At 34.8% G+C, this 14,027-nt stretch carries 12 protein-coding genes and 3 tRNA genes; 6 read left to right on the top strand and 9 right to left on the bottom strand.

The window, feature by feature from the left end:
• The first annotated feature begins 201 nt into the window (after positions 1-201).
• Together gyrA and NAT51_RS02350 are read left to right on the top strand one after the other, a co-directional pair.
• Complete coding sequence (gene gyrA, locus NAT51_RS02355) at positions 202-2,745, top strand: DNA gyrase subunit A (RefSeq protein WP_250594721.1); 2,544 nt, start codon at positions 202-204, stop codon at positions 2,743-2,745.
• Positions 2,746-2,765: 20 nt separating this feature from the next.
• Positions 2,766-4,043, top strand: coding sequence for a tetratricopeptide repeat protein (locus NAT51_RS02350; RefSeq protein ID WP_250594719.1), 1,278 nt, complete (start codon positions 2,766-2,768; stop codon positions 4,041-4,043).
• A gap of 50 nt (positions 4,044-4,093) precedes the next feature.
• Here NAT51_RS02350 and NAT51_RS02345 read toward each other — a convergent pair whose 3' ends face one another.
• Both NAT51_RS02345 and NAT51_RS02340 read right to left on the bottom strand, forming a co-directional pair.
• The gene (locus NAT51_RS02345) at positions 4,094-4,855 is read right to left on the bottom strand and encodes a C40 family peptidase (RefSeq protein WP_250594716.1); all 762 of its coding nucleotides are present in this window, start codon (positions 4,853-4,855) and stop codon (positions 4,094-4,096) included.
• A 74-nt stretch (positions 4,856-4,929) separates the two neighbouring features.
• Positions 4,930-6,105, bottom strand: a complete 1,176-nt coding sequence (locus NAT51_RS02340) for an acetyl-CoA C-acyltransferase (RefSeq protein WP_250594714.1) — start codon at positions 6,103-6,105, stop codon at positions 4,930-4,932.
• Between the two features lie 230 nt (positions 6,106-6,335).
• On the opposite strand from NAT51_RS02340, the gene NAT51_RS02335 reads away from it, so the two are divergent.
• The 4 genes from NAT51_RS02335 (at position 6,336) to ddpX (ending at position 7,288) form a co-directional block, all read left to right on the top strand.
• Positions 6,336-6,419, top strand: a tRNA-Ser gene (locus NAT51_RS02335).
• Positions 6,420-6,425: 6 nt separating this feature from the next.
• Positions 6,426-6,500 (top strand) — tRNA-Pro (locus tag NAT51_RS02330).
• A gap of 35 nt (positions 6,501-6,535) precedes the next feature.
• A tRNA-Arg gene (locus NAT51_RS02325) sits at positions 6,536-6,609 on the top strand.
• Between the two features lie 67 nt (positions 6,610-6,676).
• Positions 6,677-7,288, top strand: a complete 612-nt coding sequence (gene ddpX, locus NAT51_RS02320) for a D-alanyl-D-alanine dipeptidase (RefSeq protein ID WP_250594712.1) — start codon at positions 6,677-6,679, stop codon at positions 7,286-7,288.
• On the opposite strand, the gene NAT51_RS02315 is transcribed toward ddpX, so the two are convergent.
• The 7 genes from NAT51_RS02315 to tsaD all read right to left on the bottom strand — a co-directional run bounded on the left by NAT51_RS02315 (position 7,269) and on the right by tsaD (position 13,962).
• Positions 7,269-7,853, bottom strand: coding sequence for a hypothetical protein (locus NAT51_RS02315; RefSeq protein ID WP_250594710.1), 585 nt, complete (start codon positions 7,851-7,853; stop codon positions 7,269-7,271). The genes ddpX and NAT51_RS02315 overlap by 20 nt on opposite strands.
• Positions 7,854-7,858: 5 nt before the next feature.
• Positions 7,859-9,043, bottom strand: a complete 1,185-nt coding sequence (locus tag NAT51_RS02310) for a class I SAM-dependent methyltransferase (protein WP_250594708.1) — start codon at positions 9,041-9,043, stop codon at positions 7,859-7,861.
• A 91-nt stretch (positions 9,044-9,134) separates the two neighbouring features.
• Positions 9,135-10,088, bottom strand: a complete 954-nt coding sequence (locus tag NAT51_RS02305) for a zinc metalloprotease (protein WP_250594706.1) — start codon at positions 10,086-10,088, stop codon at positions 9,135-9,137.
• A 298-nt stretch (positions 10,089-10,386) separates the two neighbouring features.
• Positions 10,387-11,337, bottom strand: a complete 951-nt coding sequence (locus NAT51_RS02300) for a zinc metalloprotease (RefSeq protein ID WP_250594704.1) — start codon at positions 11,335-11,337, stop codon at positions 10,387-10,389.
• 261 nt (positions 11,338-11,598) lie between these two features.
• A complete protein-coding gene (locus NAT51_RS02295) occupies positions 11,599-12,234 on the bottom strand; it encodes a DUF4159 domain-containing protein (RefSeq protein ID WP_250594702.1) in 636 nt (211 codons plus the stop codon).
• Positions 12,235-12,236: 2 nt separating this feature from the next.
• Complete coding sequence (locus NAT51_RS02290) at positions 12,237-12,941, bottom strand: 16S rRNA (uracil(1498)-N(3))-methyltransferase (protein WP_250594700.1); 705 nt, start codon at positions 12,939-12,941, stop codon at positions 12,237-12,239.
• Between the two features lies 1 nt (position 12,942).
• Positions 12,943-13,962, bottom strand: coding sequence for a tRNA (adenosine(37)-N6)-threonylcarbamoyltransferase complex transferase subunit TsaD (gene tsaD, locus NAT51_RS02285; protein ID WP_250594698.1), 1,020 nt, complete (start codon positions 13,960-13,962; stop codon positions 12,943-12,945).
• Positions 13,963-14,027 lie beyond the last annotated feature (65 nt).

The raw sequence follows: 14,027 nt of genomic DNA, 5'->3' as shown, positions 1-14,027 counted from the left end.
CCGTTCATAGTAGTACTGACAGCTAATTGACGAAAAATTATTTGAAAACCAAGTTAAAATTACCTTAATTTATCAACCAAAGTATTTGTTTTAATTGTTAATAAAAAATTGAAATTAGATGTTTGTCATGCTGGTAAAAAAGTCAGAAATACGTATATTAGCGCGTTTTGAATAATAAATAAATTAATAACATAAATACTTATGTCTGAAGGAGAAAAGTTAATTCCAATTAACATTGAAGACGAAATGAAATCAGCTTACATCGATTATTCGATGTCAGTTATTGTGTCGCGTGCGTTACCTGATGTAAGAGATGGTCTAAAACCAGTACATCGCAGAGTATTGTTCGGGATGCATGAATTAGGAGTATATTCAAACAGAGCTCATAAAAAATCAGCTAGAATCGTTGGAGAGGTGTTGGGTAAGTACCACCCGCACGGAGATTCTTCGGTTTATGATGCCATGGTACGTATGGCTCAGGATTGGAGTTTACGTTACTTAATGGTTGACGGACAGGGTAACTTTGGTTCGATTGACGGTGACAGTCCGGCAGCGATGCGTTATACTGAGGCAAGAATGAAAAAGTTCTCGGAAGAGATGCTTGCTGATATAGAAAAAGAAACGGTAGATTTTCAGTTAAATTTCGACGATACTTTAGAAGAACCAAAAGTAATGCCAACTAAAGTTCCTAATTTACTAGTGAACGGAGCATCCGGTATTGCAGTTGGTATGGCGACTAATATGGCGCCACACAATTTAACCGAAGTTATCGATGGTACTTTAGCTTATATTGATAATAATGACATCGAAATTGATGAGTTAATCACGCATATTAAAGCACCTGATTTCCCTACAGGAGGTGTTATTTATGGTATGGATGGTGTTCGTGAGGCGTTCAAAACTGGTCGTGGACGTGTAGTTATGAGGGCTAAAGTTGGTTTTGAAGAAGTTGAAGGTCGTGAAGCAATTATTGTTAACGAAATTCCATATCAGGTAAATAAGGCAAATATGATTAAGCATACTGCCGACTTGGTTAATGATAAAAAAATTGAAGGTATTTCCACTATCCGTGATGAATCGGACAGAAACGGTATGCGTATCGTTTATATTTTAAAGCGCGATGCAGTTCCTAATGTAGTTTTAAATACCTTATATAAATATACACAGTTACAATCATCTTTCAGTGTTAACAATATTGCATTGGTGAAAGGCCGACCGCAAATGTTGAATTTAAAAGATTTGATTCATCATTTTGTTGAACACAGACATGATGTTGTAACGCGTAGGGCACAATTCGATTTAAGAAAAGCGGAAGAAAGAGCACACATTTTAGAAGGTTTAATTATTGCTTCAGATAATATTGACGAAGTTATTACGTTAATTAGAGCGTCAAAAGATGGTGATGAAGCGAGAGCTAAGTTAATTGAACGTTTCAATTTATCGGAAATCCAGGCACGTGCCATTGTTGAGATGCGTTTACGTCAGTTAACGGGTCTTGAACAAGATAAATTACGTGCTGAGTATGATGAAATCATGAAAACCATCAACTATTTGAAAGAATTACTTGCCAGCAAAGAAATGCGTATGGGAGTAATTAAAGACGAATTGGCTGAAATCAGAGATAAGTATGGTGACGAACGTCGTTCAACTATTGAATATTCTGGTGGTGATGTAAGTATTGAAGATTTAATCGCCGATGAGCAGGTGGTGATCACGATTTCTCACGCCGGATATATTAAGCGTACATCTCTATCTGAGTATAAAACACAGAATAGAGGTGGAGTTGGCCAAAAATCGGCCGGTACCCGTGATTCAGATTTCCTTGAGCATATGTATGTGGCAACAAACCATCAGTACATGTTGTTCTTTACACAAAAAGGAAAATGTTTCTGGATGCGCGTGTATGAAATTCCAGAAGGAAGTAAAACAGCAAAAGGAAGAGCAATTCAAAATCTTATCAACATTGAGCAGGATGACAAAGTAAAAGCATTTATCTGTACTCAGGATTTGAAAGATCAGGAATATATCAACAACCATTATGTTATCATGGTTACTAAAGAAGGTCAGGTTAAGAAAACGTCTTTAGAGCAATATTCGCGTCCAAGAACAAATGGTGTTGCTGCAATTACGATTAAGGACGGTGATGAATTATTGGAAGCAAAGTTAACAACAGGAGAAAGTCAGGTGTTGGTAGCAGTTAAGTCAGGTAAATTAGTCCGTTTCGAAGAAGGTAAAACACGTCCGATGGGTCGCACAGCTTCAGGAGTTCGAGGGATTACGCTGGCGGACGAAAAAGACGAAGTTATTGGCATGGTTTCTGTAGATACTAAAGATGTGAACGAAACGCAATTGTTGGTTGTTACTGAAAACGGTTACGGAAAACGTACTAAATTAGTGGATGAAGACGGAGAAGATGTGTATCGTATTACCAACCGAGGTGGTAAAGGGGTTAAGACCTTAAACATCACCGAAAAGACAGGAGCATTGATTTCGATTAACAATGTGACTGACGAGGATGATTTAATGATTATCAATAAATCAGGCTTAACGATTCGTATGAAAGTTTCTGATTTACGTGTTATGGGACGTGCAACACAAGGAGTCCGCTTAATTAATATTAAAGGTAAAGACTCGATTGCGGCAGTTTGTAAAGTAATGCGTGAAGAAGAATCAGATGAGAATGAAGAAGAAGGAACTGATTTGATTGATGGTGTTGATTCAACTGAAATTGAAAACCAAGAATAAATAATTTTAAAAAATTAAAAATGAAAATTAAAAATTTAGCAATTGCTACGGCTTTATTTGCATCGGTGGCAACTTTTGCTCAAAAAGATCAGTTAAAAGCTGCTGAAAAATCTTTAAAATCAGGTAATGCTGCTGAAGCAAAAGAAATTTTAGCAGGAATAGAAAATATGATTGTTAATGCTGATGAAGCACAAAAAGCACAATATCATTTTTTAAAGGGTAATGCTTCTTTTGAATTGGCTAAAAAGAATGTTGAAGTTGATAAAAATTTAGCTGAAGCAGCAAAAGCTTACAGTGATTTGATGTTAGTTGAAGAAAATTCAGGGAAAGTAAAATATACTACCCAGGCGCAAACATCTTTGACCGAATTGAAAGAACAAGTGCGTAATAGTGCAATTGCTGATATTGATGCTAAAAAATTCAAAACGGGTGCTTTGAAATTATACCAAACTTATTCAATTGATAAAAAGGATACAGTTATGTTGTATTATGCGGCTAACTATGCCTTGAATGCACAAGATTATGATTTGGCTTTGGATTATTACAAAAAATTGAAAGATGTAAAATATTCAGGTAAAGCAACAAATTATACAGCTAAATTTAAAGCTAATGATCAAGAGCAAACTTTCCCTTCTGCTGCCCAAAGAGATCAGGCTGTGAAAATTGGAACGCATTATGAGCCTAAAACAGAGCATGTTCCTTCTAAAAGAGGTGAAATTGCAAAGAATATTTCTTTGTTATACATTCAAAAGGGAGATGTTCCTGCAGCAAAAAAATCTATGGGTGAGGCGAGAGCAAATAATCCTGAAGATGTTTCTTTAATTTTGTCAGAAGCAGATTTATATTTGCAGACTAAGGATTATGAAATGTATAAGAAATTAGTTTCTGAAGCATTAGCCAAAAACCCTAATAATGCCGATTTGTATTATAACTTAGGAGTAATCAGTAGTCAATCAGGAGATAAGCAGGCAAAAGTTGATGCTGAAGGTTATTATTTAAAAGCTATTGAAATTGATCCAAAGTATAAAAACGCTTATATCAACTTATCAGCTTTAAAATTAGAAGGAGAAAAAGAAATTGTTGATGCAATGAATAAATTAGGTACTTCTGATGCTGATAACAAAAAGTATGATGTTCTAAAAGCTAAAAGAGCAACTTTATACAAATCAGTTATTCCTTTCTTGGAAAAAGCTAATGAATTGCTGTCTGATGATCAGGATATAAAAACTACGCTTTTAAATATGTATTATGCTTTAGATATGACAGATAAAGCAAAAGCATTGAAAGCTAAAAAATAATTGAGCGATTGTAAATATAAAAAAGTCCTGAGTTTAACTCAGGACTTTTTTTATATGATCTTTTTAATAACCCTTAATTTGTGTGTGTGTCTATTGATTTCGGCATTATAGATACCTAGATGGTCTAAACGGTCAATACGGACTTTTCCGCTTGCATGAATGATGTAATTGTTTTCCATAATAATTCCTACATGTATGATATTACCTTCATCATTATCAAAAAAAGCTAAATCACCTGGTTCGCTTTCTTCAATAAAACTTAATGCATCACCTTGAGTCGCCTGTTGGGATGCGTCCCTCAATAAATTGTGTCCATTGAGTTTGTATACCATTTGGGTAAAACCTGAACAATCGATACCGAAAGGGGTCTTGCCTCCCCATAAATAAGGAGCATTCAGATACATAAAAGCGATTTCGATTATTTGCTGCTTAGCTTTCATACCACTGATTTTTGCTCCTTCAAAAGAAAGATTTTCAGTGTTTATACTCTCATAATTTAAAAAAGACAATGAAGATCCAAGCGGAATTGGCATTAATAAATTGTCAGGAGAGGTAATGTATTCAATCAAATCAGCATTCAGTACAATTGCGTCTTTTGAAAGTTGATTGTACTGTTCTTCTTCAATGGCTTTAAATTGTTTATTATCAATCCAACCTTCATATTCATCAAAAGCTAATTTAATTTTGGACCATTTCAGATTTTGTTCTAAAACAATAAAATGTTCACCAAATAAAACTTGTGAAACTAATTCACTTCTGTCACTTGGTTCTATACGTAGAGGAATATTGGCCAGATTACAAATACCAAACATTGAATACAATTTGAGTTATGAATTATGAGCTATAAGCAGTTTTATGGCTTATAACTGATAATTTATAAATTTATTTAAGCTCTTTCGATAACAATTGCAGAAGCACCACCACCACCGTTACAGATAGCAGCAGCACCTGTTTTTGCATTGTTTTGTGCTAATACATTAATTAATGTAACAATGATTCTTGCGCCTGAGCATCCAAGAGGATGACCTAAAGAAACAGCTCCACCATTTACATTGACTTTATCATTGTCTAAGCCTAAAATTTTTGCATTAGCCAATCCTACAACCGAGAAAGCTTCGTTGAATTCGAAGAAGTCAACATCTCCTAAGGTTATACCGGCTTTGTTTAAAGCTTTAGGTAAAGCTTTTGCGGGAGCCGTTGTAAACCATTTTGGTTCCTGCGCTGCATCAGCATATCCTTTAATGTATGCTAAAGGCTTTAATCCTAATTCATTTGCTTTTTCTTCGCTCATTAAAACCATTGCAGCTGCACCATCGTTTATTGTTGAAGCATTTGCTGCTGTTACGGTTCCTTCTTTTGTAAATACAGCATTTAAAGCAGGAATCTTGTCTAATTTTACATTAGTGTACTCTTCATCTTTTGTAACAACAATTGGGTCTCCCTTTCTTTGTGGAATTGTTACGGGAACAATTTCTTCATTAAATTTACCGGCATCCCATGCATTTGCAGAACGTGTATAGGATTGAATAGCGAAATTATCCTGCTCTTCACGTGAGATATTGTGTTCTGTAGCACATAAGTCGGCAAAAACTCCCATTGCTTGTTGATCGTATACATCAACCAATCCGTCTTTTTGCATACCATCTACTAAAGAAGTCGGTCCGAATTTCATTCCATTTCTCATATGAACATAATGAGGAATCAAACTCATATTTTCCATACCTCCAGCCACAACAATCTCTGCATCACCACACATGATAGCCTGAGCTCCCATCATAACTGATTTCATCCCTGATGCACATACTTTATTTACGGTAGTACAAGCCACTTCGTTTGATAGTCCTGCAAAAAGAGCAGCTTGTCTTGCCGGAGCCTGTCCAACACCAGCCTGAACAACATTACCCATATAAACTTCATTAACTAAAGCAGGGTCTAAATTAATTTTATTTAAAGCCCCTTTAATAGCAGTAGCGCCTAATTGTGGAGCAGGTACGCTGGATAAAGCTCCCATAAAACTACCTATTGGAGTACGGACAGCTGAAACAATAACAACTTTTTTCATTTTGTGTTTTCTAATTTAGTTTTGCGAATTTACTAATTTTAATGCAAACTGGAATTTTCATTATGATATTATTTAATATTTAAAAAATAGTTAATTTGTATGTTGTTGATTATTAGCTTTAAAAGAATTTTCTTTAAAAAAAACCAAAAAAAGTTGCTCTAAAAGTTGGTAATAATACTTTGTTGTGCTACATTTGCAACCGCAAAAATGATCAAGTTCTTTGCAAAATAGGAGAGGTGCCGGAGTGGTAACGGAGCAGATTGCTAATCTGTCGACGGGTAACCGTCGCCAGGGTTCGAGTCCCTGTCTCTCCGCTTTTTCGGGGTGTAGCGTAGCCCGGTCATCGCGCCTGGTTTGGGACCAGGAGGTCGCAGGTTCGAATCCTGCCACCCCGACAAAGATGATAAATTGTTTTAGTTTACTAAAATGAGGTCCAATAGCTCAGCTGGATAGAGCAACTGCCTTCTAAGCAGTAGGTCTCAGGTTCGAATCCTGATTGGATCACAAAGCCCCACAAATGTGGGGCTTTTTTTATTTCTTTTTTTTAAGTAAATTTCTGAAAAAACAACAAATGAAATATTATTACTTACTTTCTTTATTATTCTGTCTTGAATTGGTTAGTGCCCAGGAAATTTCCGACACAACATTTGTAAATAGTAAAGATTATGTAAGTGATTTAGTATTTGATATGAAATACGCCACTACAGATAATTTTTTAAAGACAAAGGTGTATGAATGTGACGAATGTTTTTTGAGGCTTAAAACAGTCAAGGCATTGGCTGATGCCAGTAAATGTTTTAAGAGAAAGGGTTACAGGATTAAAATATTCGATTGTTACCGCCCTTTAGATGTACAAAAAAAAATGTGGTCAATTGTTTCTGATCCAGATTATGTAGCTAATCCAGCCAGAGGGTCTATTCACAATAGAGGAGGAGCTATTGATATCACCCTTGTTGATGAAAATGGAAATGAATTGGATATGGGAGCCGGTTTTGATCATTTCGGTCCGGAATCAGCACATTCCTATGATCAATTCGAAAAGGTGATATTGAAAAACAGAAAACTATTAAAAAGAATAATGCTCCGTAATGGCTTTGAAGCCCTTAACAGTGAATGGTGGCATTATAACCTAAAAGGATCCAAAAAGGATAAAGTGTCTAATTTTACTTGGAACTGTCCGTAAATAAACAATTATAGTTGTCTTTGAAGAAATTTTCCGGACTGGAGGTGGTGCCTATTTTTTCAGAAACAATTGCTTTTGGTAAAACATAATCGATTGCACCTGAAGAATAGTTGATCTTCATCAAAGAAATGGAGTATTTTTTTAAATCTTCAAAATCATTCTTCAGGAAAAAGAAGCTGGCTTCCAAAAAACGGTTGTTTTCCTTTTCGGCCTGATTGTAAATTAAATTATCACATTTTCCTTCATCTGCATAAACAAGTGAGATTACTTTTCCGTTAGATAACTGGAAAAATAATTTTGATGCAGTATCAATACACTTAGGTGTGATGAAATCTTTGCTTTTTTGGATTACCTGTAGTTTTAGCATTGGAGTGTCATTCTCGCTTGCTAATGATAAAAAAATTAATTGCGCTGAATTTCCGAAAACTTTTTCGTAAACCAAACAACTTTTCGTCTCTTTGTAGGTACCTATTGAATCTGTCACATTGGTTACGAATTCACAAGGTTTTTGAGCAAAAGAAAAAGTTGTTACTAATAGTAAAAGAGCTAAAATTCGGAATTTCATTTTATTTAAATTTTTTCGCAAATTAAAACAATTTTACTGTTATTCAAATCAGTTGTAAAAAAAGAATAGATATTTCCTCCATCACTTATTTTCCATTTTTTCCTGATATTTTCAACGGTCTCGGGGAAATTCCGAATAGTGATATTTGCTTTCTGTTCCAACATAAATTTTTTCATATTGGATTTGTTGTAGTCAAAAGTATTGCTGATTTTAAATTTTCTTCCCGGAAAATCAATTAAATCAATTGAAGTATAGAGGTGTGAATGTTGATGTAGTTTTTCTAATGAGTAATGAATTGCAACCTGATCAAAAGCGCCTGATTTTAAAATTGCGGCATTGGGTTCGTAAATAAACTTTTTTGGTAATCCATAATCCGGGAAGTTTAAATTATCTCCCATGACAAAGTCAAATTCTTCATTTTGTTCTTTATTTAAATTAATTGTTTTAATTTTTATTTTTCCTGAATAATTATTCTCCAATAGCCAAAGAACTTCTTTTACTTCACCATTTAATGCGACAATATGAATTTCCTTAACAAATTCCAGTTCGTTTATACCTGCCGATATATCAAGAATGGGAGCGGTTTTTATTAAAATGTTGGATGTGTAATTGAAATATGAATTTAAATTGGCAGGGACATTTGGTAAGCAGTCCTGTAGCATGAATACTTTACCTTTTGCGTCACTTCTGCGTGACGGATCAATATAGATCCAGTCGAATTTATGATTTAATTTTTGCAATATCTCTGTACTGTCTCCAAGTAAGGATTCGACATTTGTAAGTTTGAGTTTTTCAATATTGTTTGAAACGATTGCCTGTAAATCTTCTTTTAATTCGCAATGAATTACTTTTTTAAATCTTTTCGAAAAGTAGTAGGCATCAACACCAAATCCTCCTGTTAAATCGATTATGCTTTCTCCTGAAATTATGGATGCTTTATGCTGCGCGGTGATTTCTGAGGAAGTCTGTTCAATCGATAATTTACTCGGATAGAGTATGTCTTTTGTTTGAAACCAAGTCGGTAATTTATCTTTGGCTTTTAACTTAGATGCTATTTGAGTTAAAATTTCGTTCCAGGAAATTTCCGGGAAAGGATTTTTCTGTAAGGCTAATTTCGAAAAATTCACGGTTAATGATTCTTCAATAAAAGTCTGAACTTCCTGGGAGAGAATGTTTTTTGATCCGGCCACTTGTTAGATTTTGAGAAATTAAATTTACTAAATCTTATGGAATAAAAAAACCCGCAAAAAAGCGGGTTTTAAATATAATTAATTGCAACTATTATGGTTGAGCAAAAGAGTTTCTTGAACCTCCTGAAGCAAAAATTGCACTCATTCTTGATTTTTGACCTAAAGAGAACATGTACATTCCTCTGTCATCTGTATAATCCATGTAGTTCATGTACATTTCAAGTGGAGTACCAGAACAAGTTGATCTGTGACCAACAGCAGGAACACCATAGTTAGCTGTATTATGAACTGGAGTATCAGATACTAAGTCAGATCCACAAGTAGCATCTCCCCAGATGTGACGTAAGTTCATCCAGTGACCAACTTCGTGAGTAGCAGTTCTACCTAAGTTAAATGGATAAGTAGCTGTTCCTGTGTTTCCAGTATATTTAGAATCGATAGCAACACCGTCAGTAGCTGAAGAACCACCAGGGAATTGAGCATAACCTAAAATTCCACCACCAATTGTACATACCCAGTAGTTTAATTTAGTAGTTGGAGAAGTCGGGTTAATACCACCTTGAGCTGATTTTTTCATCGCGTCATTTGTTCCCCAAGAAGTTTTAGTTGTAGATTTTCTGATAACCTGATCCAAAACGAAAGAAATGCCAACATTTGCTCTTACAGAAGAGTATGGGTTGTTTGCAGTGTTATAATCAGAATTGGCAGCATTGAAATCTTTGTTTAGCACATCAATTTGAGATTGTAATTGAGCTAAAGAAATGTTTTCAGCAGTCGTTCTGTACAATACGTTGAAAACAACAGGGATTTGCACTTTACCGTTTACTAATTTCCCAGTTTTGATAGCTTCGCTTGTTAATCTTTCGATTTCAGACATTTTGCCAGCTAGAGCAGGATTTTCTCTCAATTGTCTTTCTAATACTTGGTGAGAAGCACATCCTCTGTGAGCTGAAACTTTAGTTTGTTCTTGGTTTGTTTGATTGTCATCTTTCTGACATGAGAACATTAATAATGCTGCAGAAGCAGTCAATAATAATTTTTTCATAAAAATTTGGTTTGATTGGTTTGATTAATATTTGTTTTTGGAAATTGTAATTTCCGATGCAATGATAAATAATATTAAATTATCATCAAAACTTTTACTAAAAAAATATGAATAATAAAATTATTGTGTTAGCAATATAAATTGTTAATAACTTTGTTAAGTCTTTAATTTTAAGGTTTTTAAAAAGGTTACTTGTTAATAAAAATACAGTTGGCTATGTGTTTTTTGTATTGTGAATAATGCAATACAAAAAAAACCCGTCTTAAAGACGGGCTTAGTTTATATTATTTCTTAAATGTTATGGTTGAGCGAAAGAATTTCTTGCACCACCAGAAACAAAAATTGCATCGACTCTTGATTTTTGACCTGCTGAGAACATATACATTGCATCGTCGTCAGTATAATCCATATAGTTCATAGTCATTTCAACAGGAGTACCAGTACAAGTACTGTAGTGAGGATATGCAGGTTTTCCGTAGTTAGCAGTATTATGTACCGGAGTATCAGCTACTAAGTCAGACCCACATGTTGCATCACCCCAAATGTGACGTAAATTCATCCAGTGACCAACTTCGTGAGTAGCAGTTCTTCCCAAGTTGTATGGAGCGTTAGCGGATCCTGAAAGTCCGAAATATTTAGAATCAATTGCAACACCGTCAGTAGAAGCTGCACCTCCAGGGAATTGTGCGTAACCTAAGATTCCGCCACCAATTGTACATACCCACATGTTTAACTTAGTTGTAGGAGATGTTGCTGCAATACCACCTTTTTTAGAGTTTTTCATTGCATCAGCAGTACCCCAAGATGATTTAGTTGTAGATTTTCTGATTACTTGATCTAATACGAAAGAAATTCCAACATTAGCCTTTACACCTGAGAATAAAGCAGGAACCTGATTGTAGTCAGAGTTAGTTGCGTTGAAATCTTTGTTTAAAACATCAATTTGAGATTGGATTTGTGCTAAAGAAATGTTTTCAGCTGTAGTTCTGTATAATACGTTTACTACAACAGGAATTTCAATTTTACCATTTACCAAACGACCAGCTTTGATCGCTTCATTTGTGAAATTCTCAATATCAGCCATTCTTGAAGCCAATTGAGGATTGTCTTTTAATTGTTGTTCTAATACAGCATGAGAAGCACATCCTCTGTGAGCTGAAACTTTAGATGATTGATCTTCGTTAACATTGTCTTTTTGACAAGAAAACATTAAGAATGCAACCGAAGCAGTTAATAACAATTTTTTCATAATTTGTTTGGTTTAGTTAAATGATTAGTAATTTTTTTCAAAATTCTTTGACAATACTATAAATTAAATTTAACAAAAAAAGCGTTTATGTGTTAAAAATTTATAATACAAACCAAACTATCCGCAAATACTAGGATTGTTTTTTGTTATTATCTTAAAAAAGTAAATAAAGAATTGTTAAAATGACAAATTGCACAAGCTAAACACGCTAAGAATAGGGTTGCGTTTTTGTTAATAATGAGAAGGTAGCCTAAATGTAAATTAATTATTAAAAACGTAGTTTATGATATTAGCTCCCATTTTTAAGGCTTTTTCACGTACTTCTTTAGGGTCGTTGTGAACATCAGGATCTTCCCAGCCGTCACCTAAGTCGCATTCAAATGTGTAAAGTAAGACTAGCTTTCCTTCAATAAAGATGCCGTATGCCTGTGGTTTGCCGCCGTCATGTTCGTGTATTTTAGGTAATCCGTTCGAAAAAGTAAAAGGTTTTTGGAATATTGTGTGGGAGGAAGGGATTTCAACCAAACTATTATTAGGGAAAATTTTTTTGATTTCCTTACGGATGTATTTATCCATACCGTAATTATCATCTATATGTAAAAAACCACCCGAAGTAAGGTAGTTTTGGAGGTTTTCTGCTTCCTGACTACTGAAAACCACATTGCCATGACCGGTCATATGTATAAAAGGATAGGAGAAAATATCAGGACTTCCGGGTGATATCGTGGCTGATTTTGTTTTTATCCTGGTATTGATGTTGGTATTACAGAACTTAATTAAATTCGGTAATGAAGTAGGGTTGGCGTACCAATCGCCGCCTCCATTGTATTTCAAAAGAGCAATTTCCTGTGAAAACCCGAAATTACAAACAAACAACAATATCAATATACTTCTCATAACTATTCGTTTATATAGGTAAAACTGTGGCAGGCTACTATGGCTGCAGTTTCTGTACGTAATCTTGTATTTCCTAAAGATACTGGTACGAATTTATTTTCAAGAGCCAGGTTTATTTCTTTAGATGAAAAATCGCCTTCCGGACCAATTAAAAGAGTGTATTTTTCCTTAGGTTTAACCACATCTTTCAATAGTTTCTTATTACTTTCTTCGCAATGGGCAATATAAATATTTCCATCATGATTTTTATTGATGAAATTTTTAAAGGAAACAGGTTCGTTCAGTTTTGGTAAAAAATACTGATTGGATTGTTTCATTGCCGATTGGATGATTTTGTCAAAACGTTCGGTTTTAATTATTGTTCTTTCAGAATGATCACATATAATAGGAGTGATTTCATGAATACCGATTTCGGTAGCTTTCTCAAGAAACCATTCGTAACGTTCGTTCATCTTTGTTGGTGCAACAGCTAAATGAATATAGAATCCTGTTTCTTCCTGCTTTTCAGTAGAATTGATTTTAACTATGCATTTTTTTTCGGAAGCCAAAATGATTTCGGTTACAAATAAAAATCCTAATCCATTGGTAACGTATAAAATATCGCCTTCTTTTTTTCGCAATACTTTAATAATGTGTTTACTTTCTTCTTTATCGAAGGAAAACTCTTTGGATTCAATAGTGATGTCTGGATTGTAAAATAACTGCATATTAAAACTCAATTCGTGCTTTAGATACTGTTGAAGCATCGCTGAAGTGTTTCTCTAAAAATTTATGGTAACCCACAATGCCAATCATGGCGGCGTTATCAGTAGTGTATTCAAATTTAGGGATGAAAGTTTTCCAGCCGTATTTCTGCTCGGTTTCTTTTAATGTTGTCCTGATTCCTGAATTGGCTGAAACGCCGCCACCAATTGCAATTTGCTTTATTCCGGTTTGTTCAACGGCCATTTTTATTTTATCCATCAAAATCTGAATGATAATATGTTGGATGGAAGCACAGATGTCAGCTTTGTTTTCTTCAATAAAATTCGGATTTTCCTTTAGATTCTTTTGAATGAAATACAAGATTTGTGTTTTCAAACCACTGAAACTGAAATCAAGACCATCAACTTTTGGTTTGGTGAATTGATATGCTTTTGGATTTCCATCTTTTGCGAACTTATCAATCAAAGGTCCGCCAGGATAGGGAAGGCCAAGTATTTTGGCACTTTTATCAAAAGCTTCACCAACAGCGTCATCGGTAGTTTCCCCAATAATTTCCATGTCAAAAAAGCTTTTCACCTTGATAATTTGGGTATGTCCTCCAGAAATTGTCATTGCCAAAAAAGGAAATTCAGGCTTATCATATCCTTCTTCATCGATAAAATGGGCTAAAACATGTGCATGCATATGATGAACAGCAACTAACGGAATGTTTAATGCCAAGGCCATGGATTTTGCAAACGAACTGCCAACCAATAGTGACCCCATCAGTCCCGGCCCTTGTGTAAAGGCAATTGCAGATAATTGCTCTTTTGTAATTCCGGCTTTTTTGATTGCGACATCAATTACAGGAACTATATTTTGCTGGTGTGCTCTTGATGCTAATTCAGGGACAACCCCGCCAAATTCCTCATGGATTTCCTGTCTGGCTACAACGTTTGACAAGACTTTTCTGTCCAGCAATACGGCGGCTGCAGTATCGTCACATGAACTTTCAATTGCTAATATATAGGTAGGTGCAGACATAAAGGCACAGAATTTGCGTTATATTTGAAAAACCGACATAAAATACATAATTTTACATCGAAGCC

It is taken from the genome of Flavobacterium amniphilum (assembly GCF_023634845.1).
GTDB classification, from domain to species: domain Bacteria; phylum Bacteroidota; class Bacteroidia; order Flavobacteriales; family Flavobacteriaceae; genus Flavobacterium; species Flavobacterium amniphilum.
The sequence above is the reverse complement of the archived record's forward strand: the minus strand, read 5'-3'. Positions and strand labels throughout refer to the sequence as shown.

Coding starts and splice junctions, on each gene's coding strand:
- gyrA (WP_250594721.1), top strand. CDS start 202: ATGTCTGAAGGAGAAAAGTTAATTCCAATTAACATTGAAGACGAAATG.
- NAT51_RS02350 (WP_250594719.1), top strand. CDS start 2,766: ATGAAAATTAAAAATTTAGCAATTGCTACGGCTTTATTTGCATCGGTG.
- NAT51_RS02345 (WP_250594716.1), bottom strand. CDS start 4,855: ATGTTTGGTATTTGTAATCTGGCCAATATTCCTCTACGTATAGAACCA.
- NAT51_RS02340 (WP_250594714.1), bottom strand. CDS start 6,105: ATGAAAAAAGTTGTTATTGTTTCAGCTGTCCGTACTCCAATAGGTAGT.
- ddpX (WP_250594712.1), top strand. CDS start 6,677: ATGAAATATTATTACTTACTTTCTTTATTATTCTGTCTTGAATTGGTT.
- NAT51_RS02315 (WP_250594710.1), bottom strand. CDS start 7,853: ATGAAATTCCGAATTTTAGCTCTTTTACTATTAGTAACAACTTTTTCT.
- NAT51_RS02305 (WP_250594706.1), bottom strand. CDS start 10,088: ATGAAAAAATTATTATTGACTGCTTCTGCAGCATTATTAATGTTCTCA.
- NAT51_RS02300 (WP_250594704.1), bottom strand. CDS start 11,337: ATGAAAAAATTGTTATTAACTGCTTCGGTTGCATTCTTAATGTTTTCT.
- NAT51_RS02295 (WP_250594702.1), bottom strand. CDS start 12,234: ATGAGAAGTATATTGATATTGTTGTTTGTTTGTAATTTCGGGTTTTCA.
- NAT51_RS02290 (WP_250594700.1), bottom strand. CDS start 12,941: ATGCAGTTATTTTACAATCCAGACATCACTATTGAATCCAAAGAGTTT.
- tsaD (WP_250594698.1), bottom strand. CDS start 13,962: ATGTCTGCACCTACCTATATATTAGCAATTGAAAGTTCATGTGACGAT.